We start from the raw sequence: 25912 nt of genomic DNA on the forward strand, positions 1-25912 counted from the left end.
GTCGAATTCCCCCGGGCCGGGGTGCGACGATAGGGGGACAGGCGCAGACTATGCGTGCTGAACACTAGACAGGAAACGATAAATAATGGCGAAGTATCGAGTTCAGAACCCAGCGACGGGCGAGATTGTCGAGACCTTCGAATCCGCGACCGACGCGCAGATCGAGCAGACGCTCGCTGCGTCCGATGCCGTGTACCGCGAGTGGCGCGAGAGGAGCGTGCAGGAGCGCGCCGCCGTCGTGAAGCGCGTGGCCGAGCTCTTCGAGGAGCGCAAGGACGAGCTTGCGCGCATCATCGCGACCGAGATGGGCAAGTCGCTCGCCGAGTCGATCGACGAGGTCGAGTTCGCGCGCGACATCATCGAGTACTACGCGGTCTACGGGCCGGGCCTCATCACCGACGTCGAGATCCCGAGCACGATCCCGGGCAAGGCGCTCATTGAGCAGAAGCCGATCGGCGCGCTGCTCGGCGTGATGCCCTGGAACTTCCCCTACTACCAGGTCGCCCGCTTCGCGGCGCCGAACCTGCTGCTCGGCAACACGATCATCCTGAAGCACGCGGACATCTGCGCGCGGTCCTCCCTCACGATCCAGGAGATCATGGAGGAGGCCGGCGTTCCCGTCGGCGGCTACCAGAACGTGTTCGCCTCGCACGATCAGATCGCGACGATGATCGCCGATCCGCGGGTGCAGGGCGTCTCGCTGACCGGCTCCGAGCGGGCCGGCGCGATCATCGGCGCCCAGGCCGGCAGCCACCTCAAGAAGTGCGTGCTCGAGCTCGGCGGCATCGACCCGATGGTCGTGCTCGACAGCGACGACGTCGCAGCCGTCGCGGCCGAGGCGTGGAACTTCCGCACGTACAACGGCGGCCAGGTCTGCAACTCGAACAAGCGCCTCATCGTGATGGACGACATCTACGACGAGTTCGTCGCCGAACTCGTGAAGCTCGCCGAGGGCCTCGTGCCCGGCGACCAGATGACGCTCGAGGCCGGCCAGTACGCGCCGCTCTCCACCCGCACCGCGGCCGAGACCGTGCACGCGCAGGTGCAGCAGGCCGTCGCGGAGGGCGCGACGCTGCTCGCCGGCGGGGTGCTCTCCGAGGGGCCGGGCGCCTACTACTCGCCCGCGGTGCTGACGGGCGTGCCCCGCGAGGCCCCCTCGTACGGCGAGGAGATCTTCGGACCCGTCGCGACCGTCTACAAGGTGTCGAGCGACGAGGAGGCTCTCGAGCTCGCGAACGACTGCGCGCTCGGCCTGGGCGGCTCGGTCTTCTCGACCGATGAGGCTCGCGCAACGCGGGTGGCCTCGCGCCTCGAGGTCGGCATGGCCCACGTGAACACGATCGCGGCGGAGGCCGCGGAGCTGCCCTTCGGCGGCGTGAAGCGCTCCGGCTTCGGCCGCGAGATGGGCCCGGTCGGCATCGGCGAGTTCGCCAACCGCCGACTCTTCTTCACCGCGAAGTAGTTCGGACCGCGCAGGGCCCGCCCCCGGGAGACCGGGGGCGGGCCCTGCGGCGTCCCCGGGCGGGATCGCCCGGCATGCGCCGCCCGGATCCCCCGATCAGGAACGAGAGTAGACTGGGCTGATGCCGGCCGAGGCCGGTTCCCAAGATCCCCGCTTGCACCTTGGAGTGACACACGAACATGGCTGAACAGTCCCGCCTTGATAAGGTCATCGCCCTCGCCCGCCACCGCGGCTTCGTCTTCCAGGCGGGTGAGATCTACGGCGGATCTCGCTCCGCATGGGACTACGGCCCGCTCGGCACGGCGCTGAAGGAGAACATCAAGCGCCAGTGGTGGAAGACCATGGTGCAGAAGCGCGACGACGTCGTGGGTATCGACTCGAGCGTCATCCTCCCGAAGCAGGTCTGGGAGGCCTCCGGCCACGTCGAGGTCTTCAGCGACCCGCTCGTCGAGTGCCTCCAGTGCCACAAGCGCTACCGCGAGGACCACCTCATCGAGGAGTTCGAGGAGAAGAAGGGCCGCGCTCCCGAGGGCGGCCTCGCCGAGATCGTCTGCACCAACTGCGGCACCCGCGGCCAGTGGACCGAGCCCCGCGCGTTCTCGGGCCTCCTGAAGACCTACCTCGGCCCCGTCGATGACGAGGCCGGGATGCACTACCTCCGCCCCGAGACGGCGCAGGGCATCTTCGTGAACTTCGCGAACGTGCTCCAGGCCGCGCGCATGAAGCCCCCGTTCGGCATCGGCCAGATCGGTAAGAGCTTCCGCAACGAGATCACGCCGGGCAACTTCATCTTCCGCACCCGCGAGTTCGAGCAGATGGAGATGGAGTTCTTCGTCGAGCCGGGCACGGACGAGGAGTGGCAGGAGTACTGGATGGCCGAGCGCATGCGCTGGTACACCGACCTCGGCATCGACGCGGACAACCTGCGCTTCTACGAGCACCCGCAGGAGAAGCTCTCGCACTACTCGAAGCGCACCGCGGACATCGAGTACCGCTTCGGCTTCACGGGCAGCGAGTGGGGCGAGCTCGAGGGCATCGCGAACCGCACGAACTTCGACCTCTCGACGCACTCGGAGCACTCGGGCAAGGACCTGAGCTTCTTCGACCAGACGAAGAACGAGCGCTACACGCCGTACGTGATCGAGCCCGCGGCCGGCCTCACCCGCTCGCTCATGGCCTTCCTCGTCGACGCGTACCGCGAGGAGGAGGTGCCGAACGCCAAGGGCGGCACCGACAAGCGGACGCTGCTCGCGCTCGACCCGCGCCTCGCGCCCGTCAAGGTGGCCGTGCTGCCCCTCAGCCGCAACGAGGCGCTCTCGCCCGCCGCGCGCGAGATCGCTCAGGACCTCCGCGAGGACTGGAACGTCGACTTCGACGACTCGGGCGCCATCGGCCGCCGGTACCGCCGCCAGGACGAGATCGGCACGCCGTTCTGCGTCACCGTCGACTTCGACTCGCTCGAGGACAACGCCGTGACCGTGCGCGAGCGCGACACGATGCAGCAGGAGCGCGTGCCCCGCGCCGAGCTGCACGCGTACCTCGCGGCGCGTCTCCGCGGCGCCTAGGCCCGGATCGCGGCGCGAGCCGCACCGCCTCGCGACAGCCCCGGACCGGGAACGGTCCGGGGCTGTCGCGTTTTCGGGCGGGGTCGATCCCGGCCCGGATCTGGGGTGTTCTCGGGCTGAGCCGAGACGCCCCAGGGGAGAGGTGGGACAATGGACGCATGACGAGCAATGGACCGGAGCTCCCCGCCCAGCCCGAACCCGCCCCGCAGGATCCCGCGCCGCAGGGTTCCCCGCCGCCCCAGCAGTGGGCCTGGGCGCAGCAGGCCCCCGTGCAGGTGCAGACCGTGGAGACCGAGCCCCTCGAGTACCACCGGCTGCTCCGCGGCATGCAGGGCTACCGCTGGTGGAAGCCCTTGCTCCTGCTGCTGCTCTCGGGCGTCTACTTCGGCGTCTTCACGGTCGCCGTGACGCTCCTGTTCATGCCGGTCGTGATGTTCCTCGACCCGAGCTACCTCACCGATGTCGCCACGGGCGCCTCCGAGATGATCGACACGCAGCGGCCCGTCTCCGTCGCCCTCAGCATGGTGTCGATCATCATCATGATCCCCGCCGTGCTCCTCGCGATGCTCTCGCTCGGGATCCGGCCCGTCGGCCGGGTCTGGTCGGTCGCGACCCGCATCCGCTGGGGCCTCCTCGCGCGGCTCTTCGCCGCCGCGGTGCTCTCCGTCGTCGTGATGAACGGCGTGGGGATCGGGATCCAGTTCCTCACCGACCCGTCCGCCGGAGCCATGGTCGCCGGTCCCGCTGCCGACTTCGACGCGAGCGCGGCGCTGTGGTCGCTGCTCCTCATCGTCCTGCTCGTCCCGTTCCAGGCCACGGCGGAGGAGGTCGTGTTCCGCGGGCTCTTCATGCAGGTGCTGGGCTCGTGGCTGAAGAACCCCTGGTTCGCGATCCTCATCCCGACGGTCGGCTTCGCCGCCGCGCACATCTACGACATCTGGGGCCTCGCGGCGGTGGGCCTCATGGGCGGCGTGGCCGCCTGGCTCACCTGGCGCACCGGCGGTCTCGAGGCCGCCATCGCGATCCACGTGGTGAACAACCTGATCGCGTTCGGTCTCATGACTGCGGCGGTCGGCGGCGAGACCGCCCAGACGGCCGACGGCGGCAGCATCAGCGGCGTGATCGGGGAGATCGCCGGGCTCGCGCTCTTCATCTGGCTGACCCTCCGGATCTGCGCGCGCGGCCGTCACGGCCGCACCCGCATCGACCTCGTGCAGCAGGCGGTGCCCGCCTGGCAGCCCGCCGCGCCGACCGTGCCGGGGGTGCAGCATGGTTGACGTCTGCGTGCTCGGCGACGGGCTGCCCGAGCTCGCTGCCGCCCTCGAATTCGCCGAGGTGGGCCTTCGCGTGCAGGTGATTCCCACGGCGGCGTCCGATGCCGCGGCGTCCGACGCGGCCTCCGCCGACGGGGCCGCGCATCCCTGGGCCACGGCCTGGGGTGAGCTCGGCGTTCCGGATCCCGAGGGGCAGCTGAGCGAGTTCCTCGCGCACATCGCCGCACCGATCGCCCCCGGCGACCCGGCCGAGGAGCGCGCGGTACCGCGCGCGACCCCGCCCGCGCCCGTGCTGCTGCGCGGCGCGAAGGGGGCGTGGGTGCCGGAGCCGGAGCCGGCCGTGTGGGGCATTCCGGCCGTGCCGATGTCGAGCGACTCGCTCGCGGTGCTCGGCACGCCAGCGGCGTTCCGCGCCACGCTCGATCGGGTGCGACCGGTGCTGACGATCGGCAAGACGCACTCCTTCGGTGCGCTCGTCCGCTCGCGCCTCGGCGCCACGGCGCTCGAGCGTCTCGTCGAGCCCCTCGTGCGCGAGGCCACCGGACGCGACCCGGAGGCCGTCGATGCCGCGCTCATCGCCCCGGGGCTGAACGAGGCGCTCACGCGCGTCGGCACCCTCTCGGGCGCTGCGCTCGACACCGCGGAGCGGCATGTTGCACGTGAAACGTGCGTGGCACCGAGCGCCGGCTGGGCCGCGCTGGCCGCGGCCCTCCGCGCGCGGCTCGGGCTCTACGCGGTCGAGTTCACTGCGGAGCCCGCGGTGCGCGTCGAGGAGACCGAGGAGGGGTGGACCGTCGAGCTGTCCGGCGGGGCGGCTCCGAGCGCGGCCCGCGCCATTGTCGTGGGCGTCGACGCCGCGCGCGCCGAAGCGCTCGTCCCCGACGCGGGCTCGCTGCTCCGCGTGAGCCGACGTGCGGCCGCACGCTTCGCGATCGAGGACCCCGGGCTCCCGGACACTGGGGCACCGCGCCCTGCCGTCCAGAGCGTCGACCACGCGGGCGAGCGGTGGAGCGTGCGCGCCGAGCTCGGTGCGCACGGCTGGGAGGCGCGTGTGCTGAGCGCGGCTCACGCCGACGACGCCGAGCTGCGTGCGGCTCAACGCCAGCTGCGCTCGGTCGTCGAGGCCGCCGGTTTCGTCGTGCGGGCGGGGGAGCCGCGGGAGTGGATGCCGTTTGCGCCATATGCCGAGATCGCGGAGCGCGATGCCGCCGCGGATCGTCTCGACGTCTGGTGCGCCGAGCGCCCGGAGGCGCTGCCGGCCGGAACCGCGGTCCACGGCGGCTCGCTGCCCGAGGCGATCGCCGACGCCCGCGCCCGCGCAGTGCGGATCCGGCGGCACCTCGCGGGGATCGCGGACTGAGAATTCCCACCCATATAACGGAAACGGTATGCATCTCGCGGCGAAGCCGGAGTAGGCTTGCGAGGAACACCGGACGATTTCGGCTGGAGGCAGTATGAAGGGCAAGATCGCATTCGTTCTCGGAGCGACCGTGGGATACGTGCTGGGCACGCGAGCGGGCCGGGAGCGGTACGAGCAGATCAAGCAGGGCGCGCAGTCGGTCTGGAACACGGAACCTGTGCAGCGCGGCGTCGGCCTCGTGCGCGAGGCCGCCCAGGGGCGGGTCGACCGGCTCAAGGCCACGGTCGTGCGCGCGGGCAAGGGCGCGTTCGTCGCGATGACCCGCGATCCCGATGCTCCGGCTGCGCAGCCGCGAGCGGCCGTGGAGAAGACCGAGCCGGACGAGACCGGGGAGGACGCGGCCGAGGCGGCGGAGCAGGCGGACGCGAAGCCGGCATCGAAGCCCGCGTCGAAGTCGGCATCGAAGGGCGCCTCGAAGAGCGCGGCGAAGCCCGCCGCGCGATCGACGGGGAAATCGGCCGCGAAGTCCGCCGGGAAGTCGGCCGGGAAGTCGGCCGCGAAGCGCTCCGGGGGTCAGGCATGAGCCGGAAGAAGGATCAGGCCGGCACCTTCGAACTGCTCTCCCGCCTGCCGCAGCAGGTCGTCTCGCTCGCCAAGATCGAGTACGAGAACGCGAAGCACGAGATCGCATCGAAGGCGAAGAAGGCCGGCATCGGAGCGGGCTCGATCGTGATCGCGCTCTTCTTCGTGTTCTTCATGCTCCAGGCGCTCGTCGTCGCGGCGATCGCCGCGCTCGCGCTCGTGTGGCCCTGGTGGCTCGCCGCGCTCACGGTCGCCGCGCTCCTGCTGTTGCTCGCGGCCGCGGCGGTGCTCGCGGGCGTCGCGCTCATCAAGCGCGGCAACCCCGTCCCCGAGGAGACCCTCGGCCGGGTGGGCGACGATGTCGCGGCGATGAGCGAGGTGCGCTTCAACGCCACGACCCCCGTCCCCGAGCCCGGGGCGCCCCGGGGAGCCGGATCAGCGCCCACGGCGCCGCCCGCGGGCGAGCAGTACCGAATGCCGCGCGTCGGCGAGGAAGGAAACTGGCGATGAGCGGCTGGAACCGGGAGCAGGGCACGGCCGACGCCGCGCAGGCGCGCGCTGAGCTCTACGACACGCTGACCCAGCTGCAGGGGCGGCTGAACTACGCGCAGCGCATCGACGACTCGGTCGCCGACGCGAAGCGCCGCATCGCGGAGGAGAAGGAGCAGAACCCGCTCGCCTTCGCCGCGGGCGTCGCGGGTGTCGCGGTCGCCGCCGGGCTCGTCGTGTGGGGCATTGCTCGCATGGTCGCCCGCCGGGTGCGCTGACCGCACCCGGACCCCCGCGCCGCGCGCCGCTTCGGCGCCGTCCGCCGCTCCGGCACCTCCCGCCGTACCGGCCCCGGCCGGCACCCGCCGTGCGAGGTCACAGTTCCATTCCGTTCCGCATCCGGGGGGCCCTCGTTTTGCGTCCGAGCCCGCTCGGGGTGAGAATAGGGGGAACGGTTTTCCGTGCGCGACCAGCTCCAGGTCCATCAGCGACTCGATAGTTGGTCTTTCTTATTGTCGTCGAGTGAGTGGGGTCTATGTCGTCAGAGGCAAAACCGCTCAGTGGCCTGCGGGTGCTCATCCCCCGCGGCGGCACCTGGGGGGATTTAGTTTCGAAGGCTCTGCGCGAGCAGGGCGCTCACACGGTCACCTCTCCGCTCGTCGACTTCGCGCACACCAGCGAAGAAGAAAAGCTCGTTGACGCGCTGAAGCGTCTCGAGGCCGGCGAGTTCGATTGGATGACGGCGACCAGCTCGACCGTCGCCGATGTGCTCACGCACCACAACGCGGTGATCCCCGCGGAGACGAACGTCGCCATCGTCGGCGAGGCCACCGCGGTCGCGTTCCGCGACGCCGGCTACCACATCACGCGCACGCCCGAGCGCGAGAACAGCACGCACGCGCTGCTCGACGAGTGGTCGGAGATCGACACGGGCGAGGTGCTCCGCGTGCTCACGCTGCGCTCCGACGTCGCGATCCCTGTGCTCACGGAGGGCCTCATCGACCGCGGTCACGACGTCACGCAGGTGCTCGCGTTCCGCACGGTCGGCGTCCCCGCCTCCGTGCACATCCGCGAGGACATCGAGTCCGGCCGCATCAACGCGCTCCTCGTCGCCTCGGCGAAGATCGCCGAGGAGGTCGCGGCGCAGTTCCCGAAGCTCCCCGAGAACACGATCGTGGCCTGCGTCGGCGTGAACACGCTCGAGGCGGCCGCAGCGGTCGGCCTTCCCGCGGACGCCGACGATCCCGACCACCCCGACTACGCGCTGAAGCGCGCGCTCATCGAGACCGTCGAGTCGGTCATCGATCAGAGCGACATGCTGGACTGAGCCGTGGCGCGCGTCGAGGTGCACGAGGACCGGGTGGTCATCCGGCTCACGCGTGCGGAGCGGGTGGCCGCGTTCCGGCGACGGGACATCACACTCGATCGCTCGGCGATCACGTCGGCGATCATCACGGCGGACCCGTGGGTCTGGCTCCGCGGCGTGCGCGCGGCGGGCAGCCACGTGCCCGGAACGCTCGCCTCGGGCACCTGGCGGAGCTTCTCCGGGACGGACTTCGTGCTGGCGCGCAAGGGCCGCGACGCGGTGATCATCGATCTCGATCCCGAGGTTGCGACCGCGGAGGATCGTGGCTGGGTGAGCGAGTTCGATCACTTCTCGAGGGTGATCCTGTCGACCGTCCACGCGGGTGATCTGGTGCGGGCGCTTCGCCTCGACGAGACACCTGGAAGCATTACGCTCGACACTGAGTAGCCGGGCCGCGGCAGCGGCGGGCCGGACGAACCGACCCGCCGGGGTCGCTCAGTCGCGCGAGATGAAGAGGTCTTCGAGCTCGATGCGCGTCCGCGGGGCGAGCTCGCGCTCGCGCAGCGGCTCGGGCAGCTGCTCGGCGTCGCCGACGAGGCCGATCACCATGACGGAGACGGGCTCGAAGCGCGCGTCCAGCTCGAAGGCCGCGCGGATCGCGTCGCGGTCGAAGCCGCCCATCTGGTGCACGTGGAAGCCCTCGGCGTGCGCCTGCACGGTGAGGTGCGCAACGGCCTGACCCAGGTCGTACTCAGCCCAGGGCTGCGGCTGGCCCTCGGCGTTCGCGATCTCCGCCACGTTCACGACGAGCGCTGCGGCGCTGCCGGCCCACATGCGGTTGAAGCCGGCGAGGGTCTCCTCGATCTGGGCGAAGCGCTCGGTGCCGCGGCGGGCGAGGATGAAGCGCCAGGGCTGCGAGTTGTTCGCGCTCGGCGCCCAGCGGGCTGCCTCGAAGATGCCGCGCAGGGCGCCCTCGGGGAACGAGTGGTCGGCGTCGAAGGCGCGGGGGCTCCACCGCTCGGCGAGGGTGTCGAGAACGGGGGCGCTGGTCTGTGCGGTGCGCGGGCTCACGGTCGTGGGTCTCCTTGGTTCGGGGGCGGATGGAGCAGCCGGTCGAAGCGCTGCCCGGGAGAATCCAACGCTGCGCGCGGCCCCGCTATTCCCCGGGCCCGGCTGCCGGTACTCCTTCCGGCTCAGCCGCCGAGCGCCCACGCGATGAGCGCGATCACGGGCAGCGAGGCGAAGGTCGTGAGGAAGACCGTGTCGCGCACCATCGTCTCGGCCCGCCGGTAGGTGGCCGCGTAGTTGTACACGTTCTGCGCCGTGGGCAGCGCCGCGATGATCGTCGCGACGAACACCTCGTGGGGCGAGAGCCCGAACGCGAGCGAGAGGGCCCACGCGAGCGCGGGCATCACGAGGATCTTGAGCGCCGAGGAGACGAAGACGGCCGCGCGCCCCGTGCCGGGCTGCAGGGCGCGCTGCCCGCGCAGGGAGATCCCGAAGCTGAGGAGCACCATCGGGATCGCGGCTCCGCCGAGCATCTCGATCGGGGCGAGCACGATCTCCGGCACCGGGAGGCCGATGAGCGCGACGATGAGGCCCGCGATGGACGCGAGAATGATCGGGTTCGACGCGGCGCGGCCGAGCGCCACGATCGCGCCGCGCTGGTTGCCGCGCGTCGACTCGAGGATCGCGAGGACCGCGGGCGCGAACAGCACGAGCTGGACGAGGAGCAGCGGGGCGACGTAGGCCGCGTCGCCGAGGATGTAGACGGCGACGGGGAGGCCGAGGTTGTTTGAGTTGACGTAGCCTGCGCAGGTGGCACCCAGCGTGGTCGCGGCGAGGTCGCGGGGGAACCACAGCCGGGAGGCGAGGACGAAGAGCCCGGCGACGAGCAGCGCCGCGAGGCTCGTGACGAGGATCACGGGGGAGAAGATGATCCCGGGGTCGCTGTCGTGGAGCACGAAGAAGAGGAGCGCAGGCGTCGCGACGTAGAAGGCGACGTTGTTCAGCACGCGCCGCTGCTCGCCCTCGACCACGCGGAACCGAGCGGCGAGGGTGCCGGCGCCGATCACGCCGAGGATCAGCGCGAAGCCCTGCAGCACCCCGAGCATCAGCGCGGTTCCGCGGGCGCCGCGGCGGCGGGAGTCTGCGCGGCCGCGAGGAGCCCGGCGAGCAGCGCGGCGAGGCCGAACTCGAACGTCTCCTCCGCAGCGCTCCGCCCGGCCGCGGCGGCGTGCGCGCGGGCCGCGAGCTCCGCGGCCGAGAGCGTCGGGGCGATCGCGATGTTGCTCGTGGGGCGCAGGTTGTCCTCGGGGGCGAGCGAGTCGAGCGCGGAGCCGATGACGAAGGACTCGATCGCGACGAGCGCGGGGACGATCCGGTGCTCGGGATAGCCGTCGCGGCGCATCGCGGCGGCGATGCGCTCGTAGTCGACCATCGACTCGGGCTCATCGGCCACGGGGAGGGTCGCGAGCGCCGCGATGATGCCGGGGTGCGCGCCGAAGGTCGCGCGGTAGGCCCGCGCCCAGGGCACGATGGCCTCGTGCCAGGGGAGCGCATCGAAGCCGTGGTCGCCGATCCGCGCGGTCAGCTGGCCGCGCATGCCCGCGATCAGCTCGTCCTTCCCGGCGAAGTAGTGGTGCAGTGCGGAGGGCCGCACGTCGAGGCGCCGCGCGAGCGCGGCGAGCGTGAAGTCGGCGCCGCGCACGTCGGCGAGCTCGAACGCTGCGGCGAGAATGCGCTCGTGGGAGAGCACCGCCGTGCGCGGTCGCCCGGCCGGTCGCCGCGTCTCAGGCGCCGCAGTCATGGAACTCCCTCGTGCCGCGGTGTTTGCATTGCATATTGAATCTGCGTAAATTGATGGTGCTCCGCGTCACTGTCGAGGATACGGGGTCTCACGAAACCCCGGGGAGGACACCGTGACCAACACGAGCGCCGAGTTGATCATCGCGGGTGCCCGCGTGCACAGCATGGTCGAGGGGGACGCCGTCGCCGCGCCCCGCTCCATCGCCATCGCCGACGGCCGCATTCTCGCCGTGGGCGGCGCCGACGAGATCGCCGAGGCGTTCCGCGGCGCGCAGACCCGCATCGACGACGCGGCGGGCGCCACCATCACGCCCGGGCTGATCGACGCGCACCTCCACCCGATCCAGGGCGTCGAGCTGTGCCAGGGCATCGACCTCGGGCGCGTGCGCGACATCGCAGGTCTCCGCGACGCGCTCGCCGCCGAGGCCGCCCGGGTACGCCGCGAGACGAGCGGCGGCTGGGTGCGCGCCTGGAACCTCGACTACGCGGTGTTCGAGGGCGCGCCGCTCACCTCCGCGCTCATCGACGACGCGGTGGGCGACGTGCCCGCGATGGTGTTCTTCTTCGACTTCCACACCGCGCTCGTGAGCTCCGAGGCGCTCCGCCGCGCGGGGATCACGGGCGCCCGCGTCTTCGAGGACAGCTCCGAGATCGTCGTCGACGGATCGGGTGCTCCCACGGGCGAGCTCCGCGAGGACAGCTCCTACCAGCCCGTGCTCGCGGTGGCCCCGCAGCCGAGCCGCGAGGAGACCCTCGAATCGGCGCGCGCGACCTTCGCGCGGATGCGCCGCTCCGGCCTCACGGGCGGCACGATCATGGACGGCAACTCCGGCACCCTCGACCTGCTCGAAGCGCTCGACGAGAGCGGACTCGGCCTCCCCGTGCGCATCGTCAGCGCGATGGACGTGAAGCCCGTCTACACGGCCGCCGAGCGCGCCGCCATCGCCGCCCAGCGGGATCGCGGCGGCAAGCGCTGGCGGGGCGGCGTGATCAAGCTGTACGCCGACGGCGTCATCGACACGGGCGCTGGCTGGCTCTACGAGGCCGACACCGACGGGCAGGGCCTCGACGGCTTCTGGCCGGATCAGGCCGACTTCGTGGCGGCCGTGCAGGAGTTCCACGCCGCGGGCTTCCAGATCGCGACGCACGCGATCGGCGACCGCGCCGTCGGCGAGACCATCACGGCCTACGAGACGGTCGGCAGCCGATCCCTCGCCGGCGTTCCGCACCGCATCGAGCACCTCGAGACGCTCGATCCCCGCGACCTCGCGCGCCTCGCGGAGACCGGGATCACGGCCTCCCTCCAGCTGCCCCACCTCCAGTGGCGTATCGCGGACGGCAGCGACGAGTGGGCCCGCCGCCTGGGCCCCGTCCGCGCCTCCCGTGCCTGGGCCGCCGGCAGCGTGCTCCGCGCGGGCGCCCCGCTCGCGCTCGGCTCGGACTGGCCCATCGCGGAGCTCGACGCCCGCGTCGGCCTCGCCTGGTCGATGCTGCGCCGCGAACCCGGCGCGCGCGATGCGTTCGTGTACGAGCCCGAGGAGCGGCTGACCGCCGCGGAGGCGCTGCACGGCTACACGCGGGGCGCCGCCCTCGCGCAGGGCGACGACGACCTGGGCGTGATCCGTCCGGGCGCGCGCGCCGACCTCGCCGTCTGGGCCGAGGATCCGCTCGAGGTCTCCGGCGACGATCTCGCCGAGCTCCCCGTGCGGGCCACGTACCTCGACGGCCTGCACACCGCTCACGAGGCGTAGCGCACCGGCCCCGCGCAGGGGCCGACTCACCCACCCCACCGTTCCCACCCCGCTCGGCGGCGGCACCGCCGCGCCGCCCGTCCCGCCCGAAAGGCCACCGTGGTCCACAACACCGCACTGGCGCTGCTGCCAGTCCTCACCGTCCTCGTCGTCTCCGTGCTCACCAAGCGCGCGCTGTTCGGCCTGCTCTCGGGCGTGCTCGTCGGCACGGTCCTGCTGGGCGGCTGGGGCTTCTTCGACACCTTCGTCGGCGCGTTCGGCTCCTCGCTCACGAACGAGACGGTCCACTGGCTCGCGCTCGTGGTCGTGCTGTTCGGGATCCTGATCGCGTACTTCAACGCCTCGGGTGCCGCGCACGACTTCGCGCGCTGGACCGAGAGCTTCGTGAACTCGCGGCGGAAGTCGCTCCTCCTCACCTGGCTGCTCACGGTCGCGCTCTTCATCGACGACTACCTGAACGCGCTCACCGTCGGCACCTCCATGAAGCGCGTCACCGACCGCCACGGCGTGCCCCGCACCATGGTCGGCACGATCGTGAAGATGACGTCCGCGCCGATCGCCGTGATCATCCCGTTTTCGACCTGGGCGGTCTTCTTCTCGGCCCTGCTCGAGCAGGACGGCGTCACCGTCAACGGCTCCGGCTTCGGGGCGTACCTCTCGGGCCTGCCCACCATCTTCTTCGGCTGGTTTGCGCTCGCGATCGGCCTGCTCCTCGCCCTCGGCGTGCTGCCCCTCGTCGGGCCGCTGAAGCGCGAGCAGCTCCGCGTCGACCGCACGGGCGACCCGCTGCCCGAGGGGCTCACGCCCGAGGAGCGCGCCTTCGAGCTCGCCGAGGACAGCGGCGCCCGCAGCTCGCGCCCGCTGCCGTTCAACTTCCTGATCCCGATCGTCACGCTCGTGCTCGTCACGGTCCTCACCGAGGTCGACATCCTGAAGGGCGCGGCGGCTGCCGTCGTCGTCGCCGTGATCCTCTACGTCGCGCAGCGCCGCCTCACCCTGAAGGGCGTGCTCGATCACGCCTTCGAGGGCATCACGAGCATGGGCTACGTCATGGTGCTCTTCGTGCTGGCGTTCATGATGCAGCAGATCAACATCGACCTGCAGCTCGCCGAGTGGATCATCGGCGCGACCCAGCCGGTCATGTACGGCGCGCTGCTGCCCGCCGTCGTGTTCCTCGTGTGCGGCATCTACGCGTACGCGACGGGCGCGTTCTGGGATCTCGCGGTCGTTATCACGCCCGTCGTGCTCCCGCTCGCGATCGGCATGGGCGTCGACCCCGTGCTCGCCGGCACGGCCGTGTTCTCCGGCGCGGCGCTCGGCTCGACCACCTGCCTCTACGGCGACGGGATGGTGCTCGCCGCGAAGTCGGTGGGTGTGAAGCCGCTGAGCCTGATGCTGTCGATCCTGCCCTACGCGGGCGCGGCCGCCGTGCTGTCCTTCATCGCGTACCTCATCGCCGGCTACGCGAGCTTCGGCGGCTAGCGGGGAACGCGCCCGCTCAGCCGAGTGCGGCCGCCGCCGCCTCCGCGATCACCCGCGAGAGCGCGTCGAGCACGGGGGAGCGCAGCTTCCAGCGCTGCCAGAAGAGGGGGAGCTCGATCGCGGAGGCGGGGTCGAGCTCGACCATCCGCCCCTCCGCGATCGGCCCGCTGCACTGCTGCTCGGGGAGCATGCCCCAGCCCATGCCGAGCTCGACGGCGTGCGCGAACTCGGCGGAGGACGGGATGAAGTGGCGGGGCGGCCGCACCTCGGCGCGCGTGATGCGGCGCAGGAAGCGCTGCTGGAACGCGTCGTGCCGGTCGAACTCGATCGCGGGCGCTCGGCGCAGCGCCTCGATCGAGAGCCCCGCGGGGAAGTGCTCGGCGACGAACGCGGGGCTCGCGACCGCGCGGTAGCGGTCGACGCCGACCCGCGTGGAAGTGCAGCCGGGCACGGGATCCCGCGTCGCGGTGAGCGCGGCCATCACCTCGCCGCGCCGGAGCCGCTCGGTCGACACTGTCTCGTCGGCGCGCAGCACCTCGAAGCGGGCCCCCGTCTCGGCGGCCGCCCGGGCGAGCGCCGGTACCACCCAGGTCGCCAGCGAGTCGGCGTTCACCACGATCGGGATCAGCGTGCCCGCGGCCGGCGCCGATCCGAGCTCGGCCGCGACATCGTCGGCGACGCGCGCGATCTGCCGGGCGGCGCGCAGCACGGCGGCGCCGGCCTCGGTCACCGCGACGGGCCGGGTGCGCTGCACGAGCACCGAGCCGATCCGCTCCTCCAGCGCGCGCACGCGCTGGCTCACCGCCGAGGGGGTGATGTGGAGGCGGCGCGCGGCGCCCTCGAAGCTGCCCTCGTCGACGACGGCGGTGAACGTGGTGAGGTGCTCGACGGGGAAGTCCACGGGGCTCCTTCGGGGGATCGTGCGGGACGGGGCGAGAGGAAGCCGGATCCCGCCCGGCTCCCGTTCGATGAAGCACATCTTATGGTGGGTGAGAATAATGAGGGATCCTGAACTTTGAGCGAGGTCGTCCGTGGCCCTAGCGTCGAAGCATGATCCTCCCCCTCCTCGTCGGCCTCGGCAGCGGCCTCTCCCTCATCGTCGCGATCGGCGCGCAGAACGCGTTCGTGCTGCGCCAGGGCATCCGCCGGGAGCACGTGCTCCCCGTGGTCCTCATCTGCGGGCTCACCGACGCGCTCCTCGAGACGCTCGGGGTCGCCGGGATCGGCTTCCTCATCGAGCGGGCGCCCGTCGTCCTCGAGCTCGTGCGCTGGGGCGGCGTCGTCTTCCTGCTCTGGTACGCCTGGTCGGCCGCTCGCCGGGCGCTGCGCCCCGCTGTGCTCGTCGCGGAGGACGGCTCGGCGGGATCGCTCAAGCGCACGATTCTCGCCTGCCTTGCGATCACCTACCTGAACCCGCACGTCTACCTCGACACCGTCGTGCTCATGGGCTCGATCGGCAACGCGCAGGGCGACCCGGGACGCTGGTGGTTCGCGCTCGGCGGCGCCATCGCGAGCATCGGCTGGTTCTTCCTGCTCGGCTACGGCGCCCGCGCGCTCACCCGCTTCTTCGCGACGCCGCGCTCGTGGCGGATCCTCGACGGCGTGGTCGCCGTCATCATGCTCGTGATCGCCGCGCGCCTCGCCTTCGGCGGGGTGTGATCCGGCGGCGGCGCCGTCATCAGTCAGCCGCCGGCCGGGGCGAGCCGGTACAGCACCTCCGGGCGGCCGCGCTTGCCGTAGCGGTGCGCGATGTCGACCCGGCCCGTGGTGGTGAGGAAGTCGAGATAGCGGCGCGCGGTCGGCGAGGAGATCGCGCAGCGCTCGGCGAGCTCCGCCGAGGTCACCGCCGCGCGCGGATCGAGCGCGTCGAGCACGCGATCGAGCGTGACCCGCGCGATCCCTTTCGGCAGCGCGGCGGGCGTGGGATCGGTCGCCGCCGCGCGTGGCGCGAGGAGCCGGTCGATCTCGCCCTGCGCGAGGGGGACCTCGTGCGCCGGGCCCGTCGATTCCGCCCCGGCTTCCGCGCCGCTCCCGCGCGCGGCGCGCTCCGCGGCGTACGCGCGCAGCCGGCCCTGCAGCGCGGCCGCGGTGAAGGGCTTCACGAGGTAGCCGACGACCCGCGCCGCGAGCGCCTGCCGAACCGTCACACGGTCGCGGGAAGAGCTGATCACGAGCACATCTGGTGAGCGGTCGCCGAGCGTGCGCAGCCGGTGGAGCACCTCGACCCCGCTGATGTCCGGGAGCCGCATGTCGAGCAGCACGAGGTCGACGTCGCCGCGCAGCGCGTGCTCGACGGCCGCCGTGCCCGTGCCGACGCTCGCGCCGAGCGCGAAGCCCGGCGTCTCCGAGACGAAGCGGCCGTGGAGGAGACGCGCCCCCGCGTCGTCGTCGACGACGAGCACGCGGAGGGGCGCGAGACGGCCCGCGCGCTGCCCACTCACGCGCGCACCTCCAGATCGAAGCGGAAGCGGGCGCCGCCGAGCGGGGAGCGGTCGAGCTCGACGGCCCCGCCCCGGCCCGCGACCGTGCGGCGCACGAGGTCGAGGCCGATCCCGCGCCCGCCCACGGCGCCCGCGGCCGCGGGCTTCGTCGTGCCCCCGCGCGCGAAGAGCCGGGCCGCGTCGGCGGCCGGGATCCCCGGGCCGTCGTCCTCGACCGTGCCGAAGATGCGGCCGTCCCGCTCCTCGAGCGTGCACCGCACGAGACCGGCCCCGGCCTCGCCCGCGTTGCGGCACAGGTTCGCGAGCACGAGCAGCACATCCTCGTCGACGGGCGCGGTGCCCGCGACCGCGGCTTCGAGGCGCGCGCCGTGCGCACCGAGCTCGGCGCGCAGCGCGTCGAGGGTCGCGCGGAGGAGCGGCTGCTCGTGCCAGACCTCGCCCGGCTCCTCCGCGGTGACCTCCGTGAGCCCGCCGATGTAGTCGAGCGCCGCGGCCGCATCCCCGTGCGAGACGAGCCCGTGCACCACGTGCAGGCGCGTCGAGAACTCGTGTGCCTGCTCCTGCAGCGCGGCCGCGGTGCGGCGCAGCTCCGCCCCCTCGCGCTCCCGCTCCTCGAGCCGCCGGAACCGGCGCCCGACGGCCGCCGCGATCGCCGAACTCGCGAGCGTGCCGAGCACGAGCGCGCCGATCGCCCAGGGCAGGATCCGGCCGCTCGACTCGGCGTGCTCCGCGGAGATGCGGCTCTCGAGGATCCCGACGGAGAGCGCCCCGATCACCGCCCGGTCCTCCGGGCCGAACACCGGCACCTTCGCGCGCAGCGTGGGGCCGAGCGTGCCGGTCTCGGTCCCGAGGTAGGCCCGGCCCGCGATCGCCTCCGAGTGGTCGGTCGAGACCCGCCCGCCGCGCTTCTCGGGGGTGGGGTGCGTGACCCGGATGCCGCGCTCGTCGGCGATCACGACGTAGTCGACGCCAGCGGCCTGCTCGATCAGGCTCGCGAGCGGCTGAAGCTCGGCGGTCGCGGCGGGAATGTCGGCGTCGCCGTCCACGGCGCTCAGCACCTGGCGCACCTGCGCGAGACTCGCGAGGCTCGTCGCGACCTCGGAGACGCGCTCGCCCGTGCTCTCCCGGATGCTCCGCTCCTGCACGGCGAACGCGATGCTCGTGGTCACCGCGACCGCGGCCACGACGAGCACGGTCGGGAGGAGGAGCACCGCGAGTCGGGCGATGCGCGCGGGCGTCGCTCGCGCCATGCGGCCACCTCCTCGTCGCCTCTCGTGAGCATCAATGAGCACAACTCCGCGCGGCGCGAAGCGGCGGCGGGAGTGCTGCCATCTTAGTGACCACACCCGGCGCGACAGCGCCCGCACAAAGGAGTGACGGAGTGGAACCCACAGACCCCGGGGCAGTGCCCCGAGCACCCAGGACGGCCCGAAACGCGGGCGCGGCCCGCTCACCGGGCGCGCGCACGGCGCTGCGGATCGCGGGCGGCGCGGTCGCGGCCGCCGCGATCGCCATCGCCGCGTTCGGCTCGATCAGCTCGGCCGCGGCGGGCAACGACATCCAGGCCTCGCTCACGCTCGTGGCCCCCGCTGCCGCAGGCGGCGGCTGGGACACCGTCGCGCGCGAACTGCAGCAGGCGCAGCGCGCGAACGGACTGGCCGCGAACGTGCAGGTGGTGAACATGCCGGGCGCCGGCGGCACGATCGCCCTCGGCAACGTGGCACGGCTCGAGGGCCGCGCGAACACGGTGCTCGTCGGCGGGACGGGGCTCCTCGCCGCGACGATCCAGTACGGCTCGGCGACCACGCTCGACGATGTCACCCCGCTCGCGGTGCTGTTCGACGAGTACGACGTGATCGTGGTCCCCGCGGACTCGCCCTACGACAGCCTCGACGAGCTGATCGGCGCCTGGCGGGAGGATCCGGGGGCCGTCCCCTGGACGGGCGGCGGCTCCTTCGACCAGCTCGTGGTGACGGATCTCGCGCTCGCCGCCGGCATCGACCCGGTCGACACGAACTACATCTCCTCGGACGGCGGCGGCGAGGCCGTCGCCGCCCTGCTGAACGGCACGGCGCACGCGGCCGCCGGCGGCTACCCCGACAACATCGACCAGATCGAATCGGGGCGGCTCCGCGCGCTCGCGCTCGTGTCGGAGGAGCCCGTGCCTGGCATCGACATCCCCACGGCGCGCGAGCAGGGGTACGACGTCACCCTCGCCAACTGGCGCATGCTCGCCGCGCCGCCCGAGATCACGGCGGAGGAGACCGCGCAGCTCACGCAGCTCGTCGAGGACTCCCTCGCGACGCCCGAGTGGGCCGCGGCGGTCGAGCGTTACCACTGGAACGAGCGGGTGATCACGGGGGCCGGCGTCGCCGGGTTCCTCGCGGACGAGCGCGAGCGGATCGCGCGCCTGTACGAGGAGATGGGCCGATGACATCGACGAACAACCCCACCGCCATGTCCGCGGTGATCGGCGAGGAGATCGAGCTCGCGCCGGGGCGCGGGCGACGCGCTCGCGTGCTCACGGGGCTCATCATGCCCGCCGTGCTCCTGGCCTTCGCCGCGTTCCTGCTCATCGGCATCGTGACGATGCGCGTGCCCGAGGGGGCGGCATTCCCCGGGCCGCGGTTCTTCCCGGGGATCATCGCCGCGGGGCTCGCGCTCTTCGCGGTGATCCTCGGGATCGCCGCGTTCCGCGGGCCCGCCGCAGAGCCCGCCGCAGAGTCCGCCGCCGGGCCCGCCGCCGAAGCCGAGCCGGGCAGCCCTGCACCTGTTGACGCCGAGCCGGGCAGCCCCGACGGGGCGCCGCCCACGCGCCTGGACTGGCGCTCCTTCGCCTGGGTCGTGCTCAGCTTCCTCGCGTTCGCGCTGCTGCTCCCGGTGCTCGGGTGGATCATCGCCGCGGGGCTCCTCTTCTGGGGCGTGGCGCGCGGTTTCGGCCTCCGGCGCCCCATCGCGAGCCTCGTCGCGGGGTGCACGGTGAGCTCGATCATCTACATCGTCTTCGATATGGCCCTCGGGATGTCGCTCCCCTCGGGCGTGCTGGGCTGGGGGTTCTGAGATGGATGCGCTGCAGTTGCTTGCCGAGGGCTTCGCGGGAGCCCTCACCTGGCAGAACCTCGTCTGGGTGCTCGTCGGCTGCCTCCTCGGCACCGCCGTCGGCGTGATGCCCGGCCTCGGCTCGTCGATGGCGGTCGCCCTGCTCCTGCCGGTCACGTTCTCGCTCGAGCCGACGGCCGCGTTCATCATGTTCGCCGGCGTCTACTTCGGCGGGCTCTTCGGGGACTCGACCATGGGCATCCTCATGAACACCCCAGGCCAGGCCTCGGCGATCGCGTCGACGTTCGAGGGCCACAAGATGGCGCTGAACGGGCGCGCCGCCCAGGCGCTCGCCACGGCGGCCATCGGAGCGTTCGTCGGCGGCTTCGTCGCCTCGATCGTCGTGGTCTTCCTCGCCCCCGTGCTCGCCGACTTCTCGACGCGCTTCGGGCCCGCCGAGTTCTTCGCCCTCGCCGTGTTCGCGTTCGCCGCCACGTCGTCCGTCGTGACCGACAGCGCGGTGAAGGGCCTCGCCTCCCTGTTCATCGGCCTCGGGATCGCCGTGATCGGCATCGACGGCGTCTCCGGGGCGCCCCGGTTCACGCTCGACTCCCCGCACCTGTTCGACGGCGTCTCGCTCGTGACGGTCACGGTCGCGGTGCTCGCGCTCGGCGAGGTCATCACGGTCGCATGCCTCGAACGGCACCTCTCGAACCGGGCGCTGATCCGGCCGACCGGGCGCCCCTGGCTGTCGCGCGCCGAGTTCCGCGAGGCGGCGCCCGCCTGGGCTCGGGGCACCGTGATCGGGCTCCCGTTCGGCGTGATCCCCGCGGGCGGATCGGAGATTCCCACGTTCCTCGCCTACGGCCTCGAGAAGCGCCTCGACGCGCGCCGCTCCCGGCCGCGCTTCGGCACGGGGGCCATCCGCGGGCTCGCGGCCCCGGAGGCCGCGGGCAACTCGACGACGGGCATGGCGATGGGTGCGCTCCTCGCGCTTGGCCTCCCCGTCTCCGCGACGGCCGCGATCATGCTGGCGGCGTTCCGTCAGTACGGCTTGCAGCCCGGCCCGCTGCTGTTCGAGCGCGCGCCGGATCTCGTCTGGGCGCTGCTCGCGAGTTTCTTCATCGCCATGATCGTGCTGCTCATCCTGAATCTGCCCTTCGCGATGCTGTGGGCGAAGCTGCTGCTCATCCCGAGGCCGTACCTGTACGCGGGAATCACGGTGTTCTGCGCGCTCGGGATCTACTCGACCTCGGGATCGGTCTTCGACCTCCTCATGCTGCTCGGGATCGGGCTCGTCGGCTTCCTCATGCGCGCGCTCGACTACCCGCTCGCCCCGCTCATCATCGGGATGGTGCTCGGGCCGCTCGCCGAGACGAGCCTGCGCGACGCGACCATGAGCGCGAACGGGGACTTCGCGGTGCTCGTGCAGGGGCCGATCGTGCTCGTGCTCTACGGCCTGCTCCTGCTCGTCCTCGGCTTCGCGGTGAGCGGGCGGATCCGCGCGCGGCGGCGGGCGGGCGCGACCGCGCGCTAGCCGGGAGGCGCGGGGCGGGCTCCGGGCACCCCGCCCCGCGCCGGGCGCAGACCCCCTGCGCGGTACGATGTGCGTCATGGCATTGAGCGAACACGACCGGACATACCTCGACCTCGCGATCGAGCAGGCGCAGCTCGGCTGGGACGAGGGCGGCGTGCCGATCGGCGCCGCGCTCGTGCACCACGGGCCCGAGGGCGACCGCGTGCTCGCGGTGGGCCGCAACCGCCGCGTGCAGGACGGCAGCGTGATCCGCCACGGCGAGACCGACTGCCTCGAGCGCGCCGGGCGCCTCCCCGCGAGCGTGTACCGCGAGTGCACCCTCTACACGACGCTGTCGCCGTGCACGATGTGCGCGGGCACCGCGATCCTCTACGACATCCCCCGCATCGTCATCGGGGAGAGCGACAGCTTCGAGGCCTCCGAGGCCTGGCTCCGCAGCCGCGGCGTGGAGCTCGTCGCCGCCGACGACGACACCTGCCGCGGGCTCATGCAGCGCATGATGGACGAGCGTCCCGAGATCTGGGCCGAGGACATCGGCGTGGAGACGGCCGAGCTCGGCACCGCCGCCGCGGGCATCGAGCCCCGCGCGTGAGCCGGGGCACCGCTCCCGAGTCCACCGCCGCCGAGTCCGCCGAGACCGCTCCGGTCGTCGACGCCGACTACCCGGTCAGCCCCGTGCCCGCGCACGCGCGCAAGGGCTTCTTCTCCCTGATGGTCGTGCTGCTTGGCTTCACGGTCTTCACCCCGACGATGCTCGCGGGGGCCGCGCTCGGCGAGGCCTTCGGGCTGCGCGAGCTGCTCGTCGTCATCGCGATCGGCTCGCTCGTGCTGGGCGCCTACGTCGCGGTGCTCGGCTGGATCGGCGCCCGCACGGGCCTCACCACGGTCGTGATGGCGCGCTACACGCTCGGCACCCGCGGCTCGAAGCTCGCCTCCGTGCTCCTCGGCGGCACGCAGATCGGCTGGTACGGCGTGGTCGTCGGCACGATCGGCGAGCTCACGGCGCAGGCCTTCGAGTGGGACGGCGCGGGGCCCCGCGCGATCGTGATGGTGGTCGTGAGCGCGCTCATGTGCGCCACGGCCGTCTACGGCTACCGCGGCATGTACTGGGTGTCGCTCATCTCGACGCCGCTGATCCTGATCCTGGCCTTCTGGGTCATGTTCCGCTCGCTCGAGGAGGTGGGCGGCTGGGCCGGCCTCGCCGCGATCGAGCCCGCGGGGGAGATGACGCTCGCGGTCGCCGTGACCACCGTCGTCGGCACCTTCGTCTCCGCGGGAACGCAGGCGCCCAACTGGACCCGCTTCGGGCGCACCGGCAAGCAGGCCGTCATCGCGTGCGTCGTCGGCTTCCTCATCGGCAACGGCCTCATGATCTTCTTCGGCGCCATCGGCGCGATCACCTTCGGCGAGGGCGACTTCGTGCTCGTGCTGTTCCAGCTCGGCCTCATCGGCTGGGGGCTTTTCCTGCTGTTCGGCAACCTCTGGAAATCGAACGCCGACGCCGCGTACTCCTTCGGCGTCGCGGGCGCCGAGCTGTTCGAGCGCCCGAGCAAGACGCCGTTCGTCATCGCGGGCTCCGTGATCGGCACCGTGCTCGCGCTCGTCGGCGTCGGCGAGCACCTGCCGCAGTACCTCGGCCTGCTCGGCACGTTCATCCCGCCGCTCGGTGGCGTGATCATCGGCGACTACCTCGCCCGCTGGCGGCGCACGCAGATGCCCGAGGGCGAGGCGCTGCCCCGCGTCAACTGGGTGAACCTCGGCGTGTACGCGGTCGCGTGCGCGCTCGCCTGGGGTGCCGGCGAGCTCGGGATCGGGATTCCGCCCGTTGTCGGGATCATCGCGGCGCTCGTGCTCGCGTTCGCGCTGTCCCGGTTCACCCCGCGCCGCGCGCCGCAGGCGGGGTAGCCCCCGCTCAGGCCGCGAGCGCGGCGAGCAGCGCGTCGACGTCCTCGGGCGTCGTGTCCCACGCGCACATGAGCCGGTAGAGCTCGGGATCCCCGGGCCACGCGCCGAACGCGAAGCGCTCCTGCGCGCGGGCGGCGGTGGCTCGGGGCATCGTCGCGAACACGGCGTTCGACTCGACGGGCTGCGCGATCCGGATCCCGTCGATCGCCTCGATGCCCGCCGCGAGCCGGGCCGCCATCGCGTTCGCGTGGCTCGCGGAGCGGTGCCACAGCTCTCCGCCGTAGAGCGCGACGAGCTGCGCCGAGATGAACCGCATCTTCGACGCGAGCTGGAGGTTGATCTTCCGGAGGAACGTCGTGCCCGGCGCGGTCTCCGGCCGCAGGACGAGCACTGCCTCGGCGCCGAGCAGGCCGTTCTTCGTGCCGCCGAGGCTCAGGAGGTCCGCGCCGGCCGCGCTCGTGAGCGCCGCGAGGGAGACGCCGAGGTGGGCCGCCGCGTTCCCGAGTCGTGAGCCGTCGACGTGCAGCACCATGCCGTGCCCGTGAGCAAACTCCGCGAGCGCGCGGATCTCGTCCGGGGTGTAGCAGGTGCCGAGCTCGGTCACCTGCGAGATGGAGAGCGCGAGCGGCTGCGCTCGGTGCTCCGATCCGAAGCCCCAGGCCTCGCGCGCCGCGAGCTCCGGGGTGAGCTTCCCGTCCGGGGCGTCGACCGTGAGCAGCTTCAGGCCGCCCGTCTTCTCCGGGGCGCCCGCCTCGTCGCCGTTGATGTGCGCCGTGCGGGCGGTGATCACGGCGCCCCAGCGGGGCAGCGCCGCCTGCAGTGCGAGCACGTTCGCCCCCGTCCCGTTGAACACGGGAAAGGCCTCCGTCTCGGCCCCGAAGAGCTCCCGGGCGAGCTCCGAGAACCGCGCGGTCCAGGGATCCCCGCCGTACGCGGGGGCGTGGCCCGCGTTCGCCGCGACGACGGCGTCGAGCACCTCCGGGTGGGCTCCCGCCCAGTTGTCCGAGGCGAAGGAACGGGGGAGCGGGGCGGGCGTCGAAGCTGCGGTGCTGGTCACCGCCCCAGCCTACGCCCGCGAGCGGCGCGCGGGGTCCACCGATCGGTGGATGCGAAGATCCGCCGCCCGGTCGCTGCCGCGCGGGCCGCGATCCCGGGAGGCTGGGAGCATGACACAGCAGCAGGAGACGATGCCCGTGCGCGTGCGCGGGCTCCGCAAGCGCTACGGCGATCGCGAGGTGCTCGCCGGGATCGATCTGGCGGTCGCCCCGGGGGAGACGTACGCGCTGCTCGGCCCGAACGGGGCGGGCAAGAGCACCACGATCGGGATCCTCGAGGGGGTGCGTCGCGCCGACCGCGGCGAGGTGCGCGTCCTCGGGGTCGACCCGCTCGCCGCGCCGCGGAGCTGGCGTGCGGGGCTCGGCGTCGTCGCGCAGCGCACGGGCGACCTCGGGCCGTACACGACGCGGGAGCTCGTTGCCCACTTCGGCGGCCTCTACGCCGACGCGCGGCCCACCGACGAGGTGCTCGACCTCGTCGGCCTCGGCGCCCAGGCGCGCACGCGCGCCGCGAAGCTCTCGGGCGGGCAGCAGCGGCGGCTCGATGTCGCCCTCGGGATCGTCGGCCGGCCGCGCCTGCTCCTCCTCGACGAGCCGACGACGGGCTTCGATCCCGCGTCCCGGCGCCAGTTCTGGGACATGCTCGAGGGACTCTCGGGCGAGGGCACCGCGATCCTCCTCACCACCCACTACCTCGACGAGGCCGCGCGGCTCGCCGACCGCGTCGGCGTGCTCTCGGGCGGCCGTATCGTGGCGGAGGCTCCGCCCGCCGAGCTCGGCGGCGCTGCGGCGCGGGTGCCCGTGGTGAGCTGGCGCGACGCCGACGGCAATGCGCGCGAGGAGCGGAGTGCGGCGCCCGCGGCGATCGTGGCCCGGCTGCGCGAGGAGGCGCTCGCCGCGGGGATCGCTGGCGGCGAGCCCGCGGAGCTGCAGGTGCGGCGCCCGGATCTCGAATCGGTGTACCTCGGGTTGATCGAGCCCGCAGCGACCGCGGAGCCCGCGGACCGCGACGGCCGGGAGGAGACGCGATGAGCGCGCTGCAGCGGGTGCTGGGCGACGGGATCCGCGCCGTCGGCTTCGAGCTGCGCGGCTACTTCCGGGTGCCCGACGTGGTGTTCTTCACCTTCCTCTTCCCGGTGCTCCTGCTCGGGATCTTCGGCGCGGCGTTCAGCGCAGCGGGCGATGTGGGCGCCGGCCCCGATGGGACGGGGGGCATCTCGATGGCCGCGTACTCGCTGCCCGGCCTGATCGCCGCCGGGCCGTTCCTCGCCGGTGTGCAGAACATCGCGATCGACATCGCGCGCGAGCGCAGCGAGGGCTGGCTCGGCAGGCTGGGCGCCACCCCGCTCTCCCCGGTCAGCTACTTCATCGGGAAGGCTGGCGTGACCATCGTCACGGTGCTCGCGCAGCTCGCGCTGCTGCTCGCCTTCGCGGTGCTCGTGTTCGGGGTCGAACTGCCGAGCGAACCGGAACTCTGGGCGCGCTTCGCGGGGCTCTTCGCGCTCGGCACCGCGACCATGACGCTGCTCGGCGTGGCGCTCTCGGCCCTGCCGCGTTCCTCGCGCAGTGCGACGGCGGTCGTGCTCCCCGTGGTGCTCGTGCTGCAGTTCATCTCGGGCGTCTTCCTGCAGTTCACGATGCTGCCCGAGTGGCTGCAGCGCATCGCCGAGATCTTCCCGCTGAAGTGGCTCGCGCAGGGCATGCGCAGCGTCTTCCTGCCCGAGCACTTCGCCGCGGCGGAGCTCGGGGGCGGCTGGGCGATCGGCACGGTCGTGCTCATGCTCGGGATCTGGCTCCTGATCGGGCTCGTGCTCAGCCGGCTCACCTTCCGCTGGCAGCGGCGCTCGTGATTCTGT

Annotated in this window: 26 protein-coding genes; 19 read left to right on the forward strand and 7 right to left on the reverse strand. The window is 72.6% G+C overall.

Going from position 1 to position 25912, the window contains the following annotated elements; genetic code table 11:
• Positions 1 to 85: 85 nt before the first annotated feature.
• The 9 genes from U874_RS0101445 to U874_RS0101485 all read left to right on the forward strand — a co-directional run bounded on the left by U874_RS0101445 (position 86) and on the right by U874_RS0101485 (position 8485).
• The gene (locus tag U874_RS0101445; RefSeq protein WP_025132769.1) at positions 86 to 1462 is read left to right on the forward strand and encodes an NAD-dependent succinate-semialdehyde dehydrogenase; all 1377 of its coding nucleotides are present in this window, start codon (positions 86 to 88) and stop codon (positions 1460 to 1462) included.
• A 179-nt stretch (positions 1463 to 1641) separates the two neighbouring features.
• Positions 1642 to 3027 carry a glycine--tRNA ligase gene (locus tag U874_RS0101450; RefSeq protein ID WP_025132770.1) on the forward strand — a complete coding sequence of 462 codons (1386 nt, stop codon included), beginning with the start codon at positions 1642 to 1644 and terminating at the stop codon, positions 3025 to 3027.
• Positions 3028 to 3185: 158 nt separating this feature from the next.
• Positions 3186 to 4304 (forward strand): CPBP family intramembrane glutamic endopeptidase, encoded by a 1119-nt coding sequence (locus U874_RS0101455; protein ID WP_025132771.1) that lies wholly within the window; start codon positions 3186 to 3188, stop codon positions 4302 to 4304.
• The gene (locus U874_RS0101460) at positions 4297 to 5661 is read left to right on the forward strand and encodes a hypothetical protein (RefSeq protein ID WP_025132772.1); all 1365 of its coding nucleotides are present in this window, start codon (positions 4297 to 4299) and stop codon (positions 5659 to 5661) included. Before U874_RS0101455 ends, U874_RS0101460 begins: the two co-directional genes overlap by 8 nt.
• A 130-nt stretch (positions 5662 to 5791) precedes the next feature.
• The gene (locus tag U874_RS14580; RefSeq protein WP_232755841.1) at positions 5792 to 6244 is read left to right on the forward strand and encodes a hypothetical protein; all 453 of its coding nucleotides are present in this window, start codon (positions 5792 to 5794) and stop codon (positions 6242 to 6244) included.
• Positions 6241 to 6753 (forward strand): phage holin family protein, encoded by a 513-nt coding sequence (locus tag U874_RS0101470; protein WP_025132774.1) that lies wholly within the window; start codon positions 6241 to 6243, stop codon positions 6751 to 6753. The genes U874_RS14580 and U874_RS0101470 overlap by 4 nt, the downstream gene beginning before the upstream one ends.
• The gene (locus U874_RS0101475) at positions 6750 to 7010 is read left to right on the forward strand and encodes a DUF3618 domain-containing protein (protein WP_025132775.1); all 261 of its coding nucleotides are present in this window, start codon (positions 6750 to 6752) and stop codon (positions 7008 to 7010) included. The genes U874_RS0101470 and U874_RS0101475 overlap by 4 nt, the downstream gene beginning before the upstream one ends.
• Before the next feature lie 257 nt (positions 7011 to 7267).
• A complete protein-coding gene (locus tag U874_RS0101480) occupies positions 7268 to 8059 on the forward strand; it encodes a uroporphyrinogen-III synthase (protein ID WP_025132776.1) in 792 nt (263 codons plus the stop codon).
• Positions 8060 to 8062: 3 nt separating this feature from the next.
• On the forward strand, positions 8063 to 8485 hold the full coding sequence (locus tag U874_RS0101485; protein WP_025132777.1) for a hypothetical protein: 423 nt from the start codon (positions 8063 to 8065) through the stop codon (positions 8483 to 8485).
• Between the two features lie 48 nt (positions 8486 to 8533).
• Here U874_RS0101485 and U874_RS0101490 read toward each other — a convergent pair whose 3' ends face one another.
• The 3 genes from U874_RS0101490 to U874_RS14015 form a co-directional block, all read right to left on the reverse strand.
• The gene (locus U874_RS0101490) at positions 8534 to 9109 is read right to left on the reverse strand and encodes a nitroreductase family protein (protein ID WP_025132778.1); all 576 of its coding nucleotides are present in this window, start codon (positions 9107 to 9109) and stop codon (positions 8534 to 8536) included.
• Positions 9110 to 9231: 122 nt separating this feature from the next.
• Positions 9232 to 10152 (reverse strand): AEC family transporter, encoded by a 921-nt coding sequence (locus U874_RS0101495; protein ID WP_025132779.1) that lies wholly within the window; start codon positions 10150 to 10152, stop codon positions 9232 to 9234.
• Positions 10152 to 10847 carry a TetR/AcrR family transcriptional regulator gene (locus U874_RS14015; RefSeq protein ID WP_025132780.1) on the reverse strand — a complete coding sequence of 232 codons (696 nt, stop codon included), beginning with the start codon at positions 10845 to 10847 and terminating at the stop codon, positions 10152 to 10154. The genes U874_RS0101495 and U874_RS14015 overlap by 1 nt, the downstream gene beginning before the upstream one ends.
• A 112-nt stretch (positions 10848 to 10959) precedes the next feature.
• On the opposite strand from U874_RS14015, the gene U874_RS0101510 reads away from it, so the two are divergent.
• Positions 10960 to 12597, forward strand: a complete 1638-nt coding sequence (locus tag U874_RS0101510; RefSeq protein WP_025132781.1) for an amidohydrolase — start codon at positions 10960 to 10962, stop codon at positions 12595 to 12597.
• 99 nt (positions 12598 to 12696) lie between these two features.
• On the forward strand, positions 12697 to 14079 hold the full coding sequence (locus tag U874_RS0101515) for a TRAP transporter large permease subunit (protein WP_025132782.1): 1383 nt from the start codon (positions 12697 to 12699) through the stop codon (positions 14077 to 14079).
• 16 nt (positions 14080 to 14095) lie between these two features.
• Here U874_RS0101515 and U874_RS0101520 read toward each other — a convergent pair whose 3' ends face one another.
• The gene (locus U874_RS0101520; protein WP_025132783.1) at positions 14096 to 14980 is read right to left on the reverse strand and encodes a LysR family transcriptional regulator ArgP; all 885 of its coding nucleotides are present in this window, start codon (positions 14978 to 14980) and stop codon (positions 14096 to 14098) included.
• Positions 14981 to 15129: 149 nt separating this feature from the next.
• Here U874_RS0101520 and U874_RS0101525 point away from each other — a divergent pair, with 149 nt between their 5' ends.
• Complete coding sequence (locus tag U874_RS0101525) at positions 15130 to 15738, forward strand: LysE/ArgO family amino acid transporter (protein ID WP_025132784.1); 609 nt, start codon at positions 15130 to 15132, stop codon at positions 15736 to 15738.
• 23 nt (positions 15739 to 15761) lie between these two features.
• Here U874_RS0101525 and U874_RS0101530 read toward each other — a convergent pair whose 3' ends face one another.
• Together U874_RS0101530 and U874_RS0101535 are read right to left on the reverse strand one after the other, a co-directional pair.
• A complete protein-coding gene (locus U874_RS0101530; protein ID WP_025132785.1) occupies positions 15762 to 16520 on the reverse strand; it encodes a response regulator in 759 nt (252 codons plus the stop codon).
• Complete coding sequence (locus U874_RS0101535) at positions 16517 to 17770, reverse strand: ATP-binding protein (RefSeq protein WP_025132786.1); 1254 nt, start codon at positions 17768 to 17770, stop codon at positions 16517 to 16519. Before U874_RS0101535 ends, U874_RS0101530 begins: the two co-directional genes overlap by 4 nt.
• 131 nt (positions 17771 to 17901) lie before the next feature.
• On the opposite strand from U874_RS0101535, the gene U874_RS0101540 reads away from it, so the two are divergent.
• The 5 genes from U874_RS0101540 to codB all read left to right on the forward strand — a co-directional run bounded on the left by U874_RS0101540 (position 17902) and on the right by codB (position 23001).
• Complete coding sequence (locus tag U874_RS0101540) at positions 17902 to 18954, forward strand: tripartite tricarboxylate transporter substrate-binding protein (protein WP_081809847.1); 1053 nt, start codon at positions 17902 to 17904, stop codon at positions 18952 to 18954.
• Positions 18951 to 19580, forward strand: a complete 630-nt coding sequence (locus U874_RS0101545) for a tripartite tricarboxylate transporter TctB family protein (protein WP_025132788.1) — start codon at positions 18951 to 18953, stop codon at positions 19578 to 19580. Before U874_RS0101540 ends, U874_RS0101545 begins: the two co-directional genes overlap by 4 nt.
• 1 nt (position 19581) lies before the next feature.
• Positions 19582 to 21096, forward strand: coding sequence for a tripartite tricarboxylate transporter permease (locus U874_RS0101550; RefSeq protein ID WP_025132789.1), 1515 nt, complete (start codon positions 19582 to 19584; stop codon positions 21094 to 21096).
• Between the two features lie 76 nt (positions 21097 to 21172).
• Positions 21173 to 21688, forward strand: a complete 516-nt coding sequence (locus tag U874_RS0101555; RefSeq protein ID WP_025132790.1) for a nucleoside deaminase — start codon at positions 21173 to 21175, stop codon at positions 21686 to 21688.
• Entirely contained in the window at positions 21685 to 23001 is a 1317-nt protein-coding gene (gene codB / locus U874_RS0101560; RefSeq protein ID WP_025132791.1) for a cytosine permease, read from the forward strand. The genes U874_RS0101555 and codB overlap by 4 nt, the downstream gene beginning before the upstream one ends.
• A gap of 7 nt (positions 23002 to 23008) precedes the next feature.
• On the opposite strand, the gene U874_RS0101565 is transcribed toward codB, so the two are convergent.
• Entirely contained in the window at positions 23009 to 24058 is a 1050-nt protein-coding gene (locus U874_RS0101565) for a low specificity L-threonine aldolase (protein ID WP_025132792.1), read from the reverse strand.
• 109 nt (positions 24059 to 24167) lie between these two features.
• On the opposite strand from U874_RS0101565, the gene U874_RS0101570 reads away from it, so the two are divergent.
• Both U874_RS0101570 and U874_RS0101575 read left to right on the forward strand, forming a co-directional pair.
• Positions 24168 to 25088, forward strand: coding sequence for an ABC transporter ATP-binding protein (locus U874_RS0101570; protein ID WP_025132793.1), 921 nt, complete (start codon positions 24168 to 24170; stop codon positions 25086 to 25088).
• On the forward strand, positions 25085 to 25906 hold the full coding sequence (locus tag U874_RS0101575) for an ABC transporter permease (protein ID WP_025132794.1): 822 nt from the start codon (positions 25085 to 25087) through the stop codon (positions 25904 to 25906). Before U874_RS0101570 ends, U874_RS0101575 begins: the two co-directional genes overlap by 4 nt.
• Positions 25907 to 25912 lie beyond the last annotated feature (6 nt).

The organism is Leucobacter sp. PH1c (assembly GCF_000633415.1).
GTDB lineage: Bacteria > Actinomycetota > Actinomycetes > Actinomycetales > Microbacteriaceae > Leucobacter.

Excerpts from the sequence above, each read along its gene's own strand:
- U874_RS0101550 (WP_025132789.1), top strand. The coding sequence starts at position 19,582 with ATGGATGCGCTGCAGTTGCTTGCCGAGGGCTTCGCGGGAGCCCTCACC.
- U874_RS0101545 (WP_025132788.1), top strand. The coding sequence starts at position 18,951 with ATGACATCGACGAACAACCCCACCGCCATGTCCGCGGTGATCGGCGAG.
- U874_RS0101480 (WP_025132776.1), top strand. The coding sequence starts at position 7,268 with ATGTCGTCAGAGGCAAAACCGCTCAGTGGCCTGCGGGTGCTCATCCCC.
- U874_RS0101445 (WP_025132769.1), top strand. The coding sequence starts at position 86 with ATGGCGAAGTATCGAGTTCAGAACCCAGCGACGGGCGAGATTGTCGAG.
- U874_RS14015 (WP_025132780.1), bottom strand. The coding sequence starts at position 10,847 with ATGACTGCGGCGCCTGAGACGCGGCGACCGGCCGGGCGACCGCGCACG.
- U874_RS0101525 (WP_025132784.1), top strand. The coding sequence starts at position 15,130 with ATGATCCTCCCCCTCCTCGTCGGCCTCGGCAGCGGCCTCTCCCTCATC.
- U874_RS0101570 (WP_025132793.1), top strand. The coding sequence starts at position 24,168 with ATGACACAGCAGCAGGAGACGATGCCCGTGCGCGTGCGCGGGCTCCGC.
- U874_RS0101455 (WP_025132771.1), top strand. The coding sequence starts at position 3,186 with ATGACGAGCAATGGACCGGAGCTCCCCGCCCAGCCCGAACCCGCCCCG.
- U874_RS0101450 (WP_025132770.1), top strand. The coding sequence starts at position 1,642 with ATGGCTGAACAGTCCCGCCTTGATAAGGTCATCGCCCTCGCCCGCCAC.
- U874_RS0101555 (WP_025132790.1), top strand. The coding sequence starts at position 21,173 with ATGGCATTGAGCGAACACGACCGGACATACCTCGACCTCGCGATCGAG.
- U874_RS0101575 (WP_025132794.1), top strand. The coding sequence starts at position 25,085 with ATGAGCGCGCTGCAGCGGGTGCTGGGCGACGGGATCCGCGCCGTCGGC.
- U874_RS0101475 (WP_025132775.1), top strand. The coding sequence starts at position 6,750 with ATGAGCGGCTGGAACCGGGAGCAGGGCACGGCCGACGCCGCGCAGGCG.
- U874_RS0101495 (WP_025132779.1), bottom strand. The coding sequence starts at position 10,152 with ATGCTCGGGGTGCTGCAGGGCTTCGCGCTGATCCTCGGCGTGATCGGC.
- U874_RS0101470 (WP_025132774.1), top strand. The coding sequence starts at position 6,241 with ATGAGCCGGAAGAAGGATCAGGCCGGCACCTTCGAACTGCTCTCCCGC.
- U874_RS0101535 (WP_025132786.1), bottom strand. The coding sequence starts at position 17,770 with ATGGCGCGAGCGACGCCCGCGCGCATCGCCCGACTCGCGGTGCTCCTC.
- U874_RS0101460 (WP_025132772.1), top strand. The coding sequence starts at position 4,297 with ATGGTTGACGTCTGCGTGCTCGGCGACGGGCTGCCCGAGCTCGCTGCC.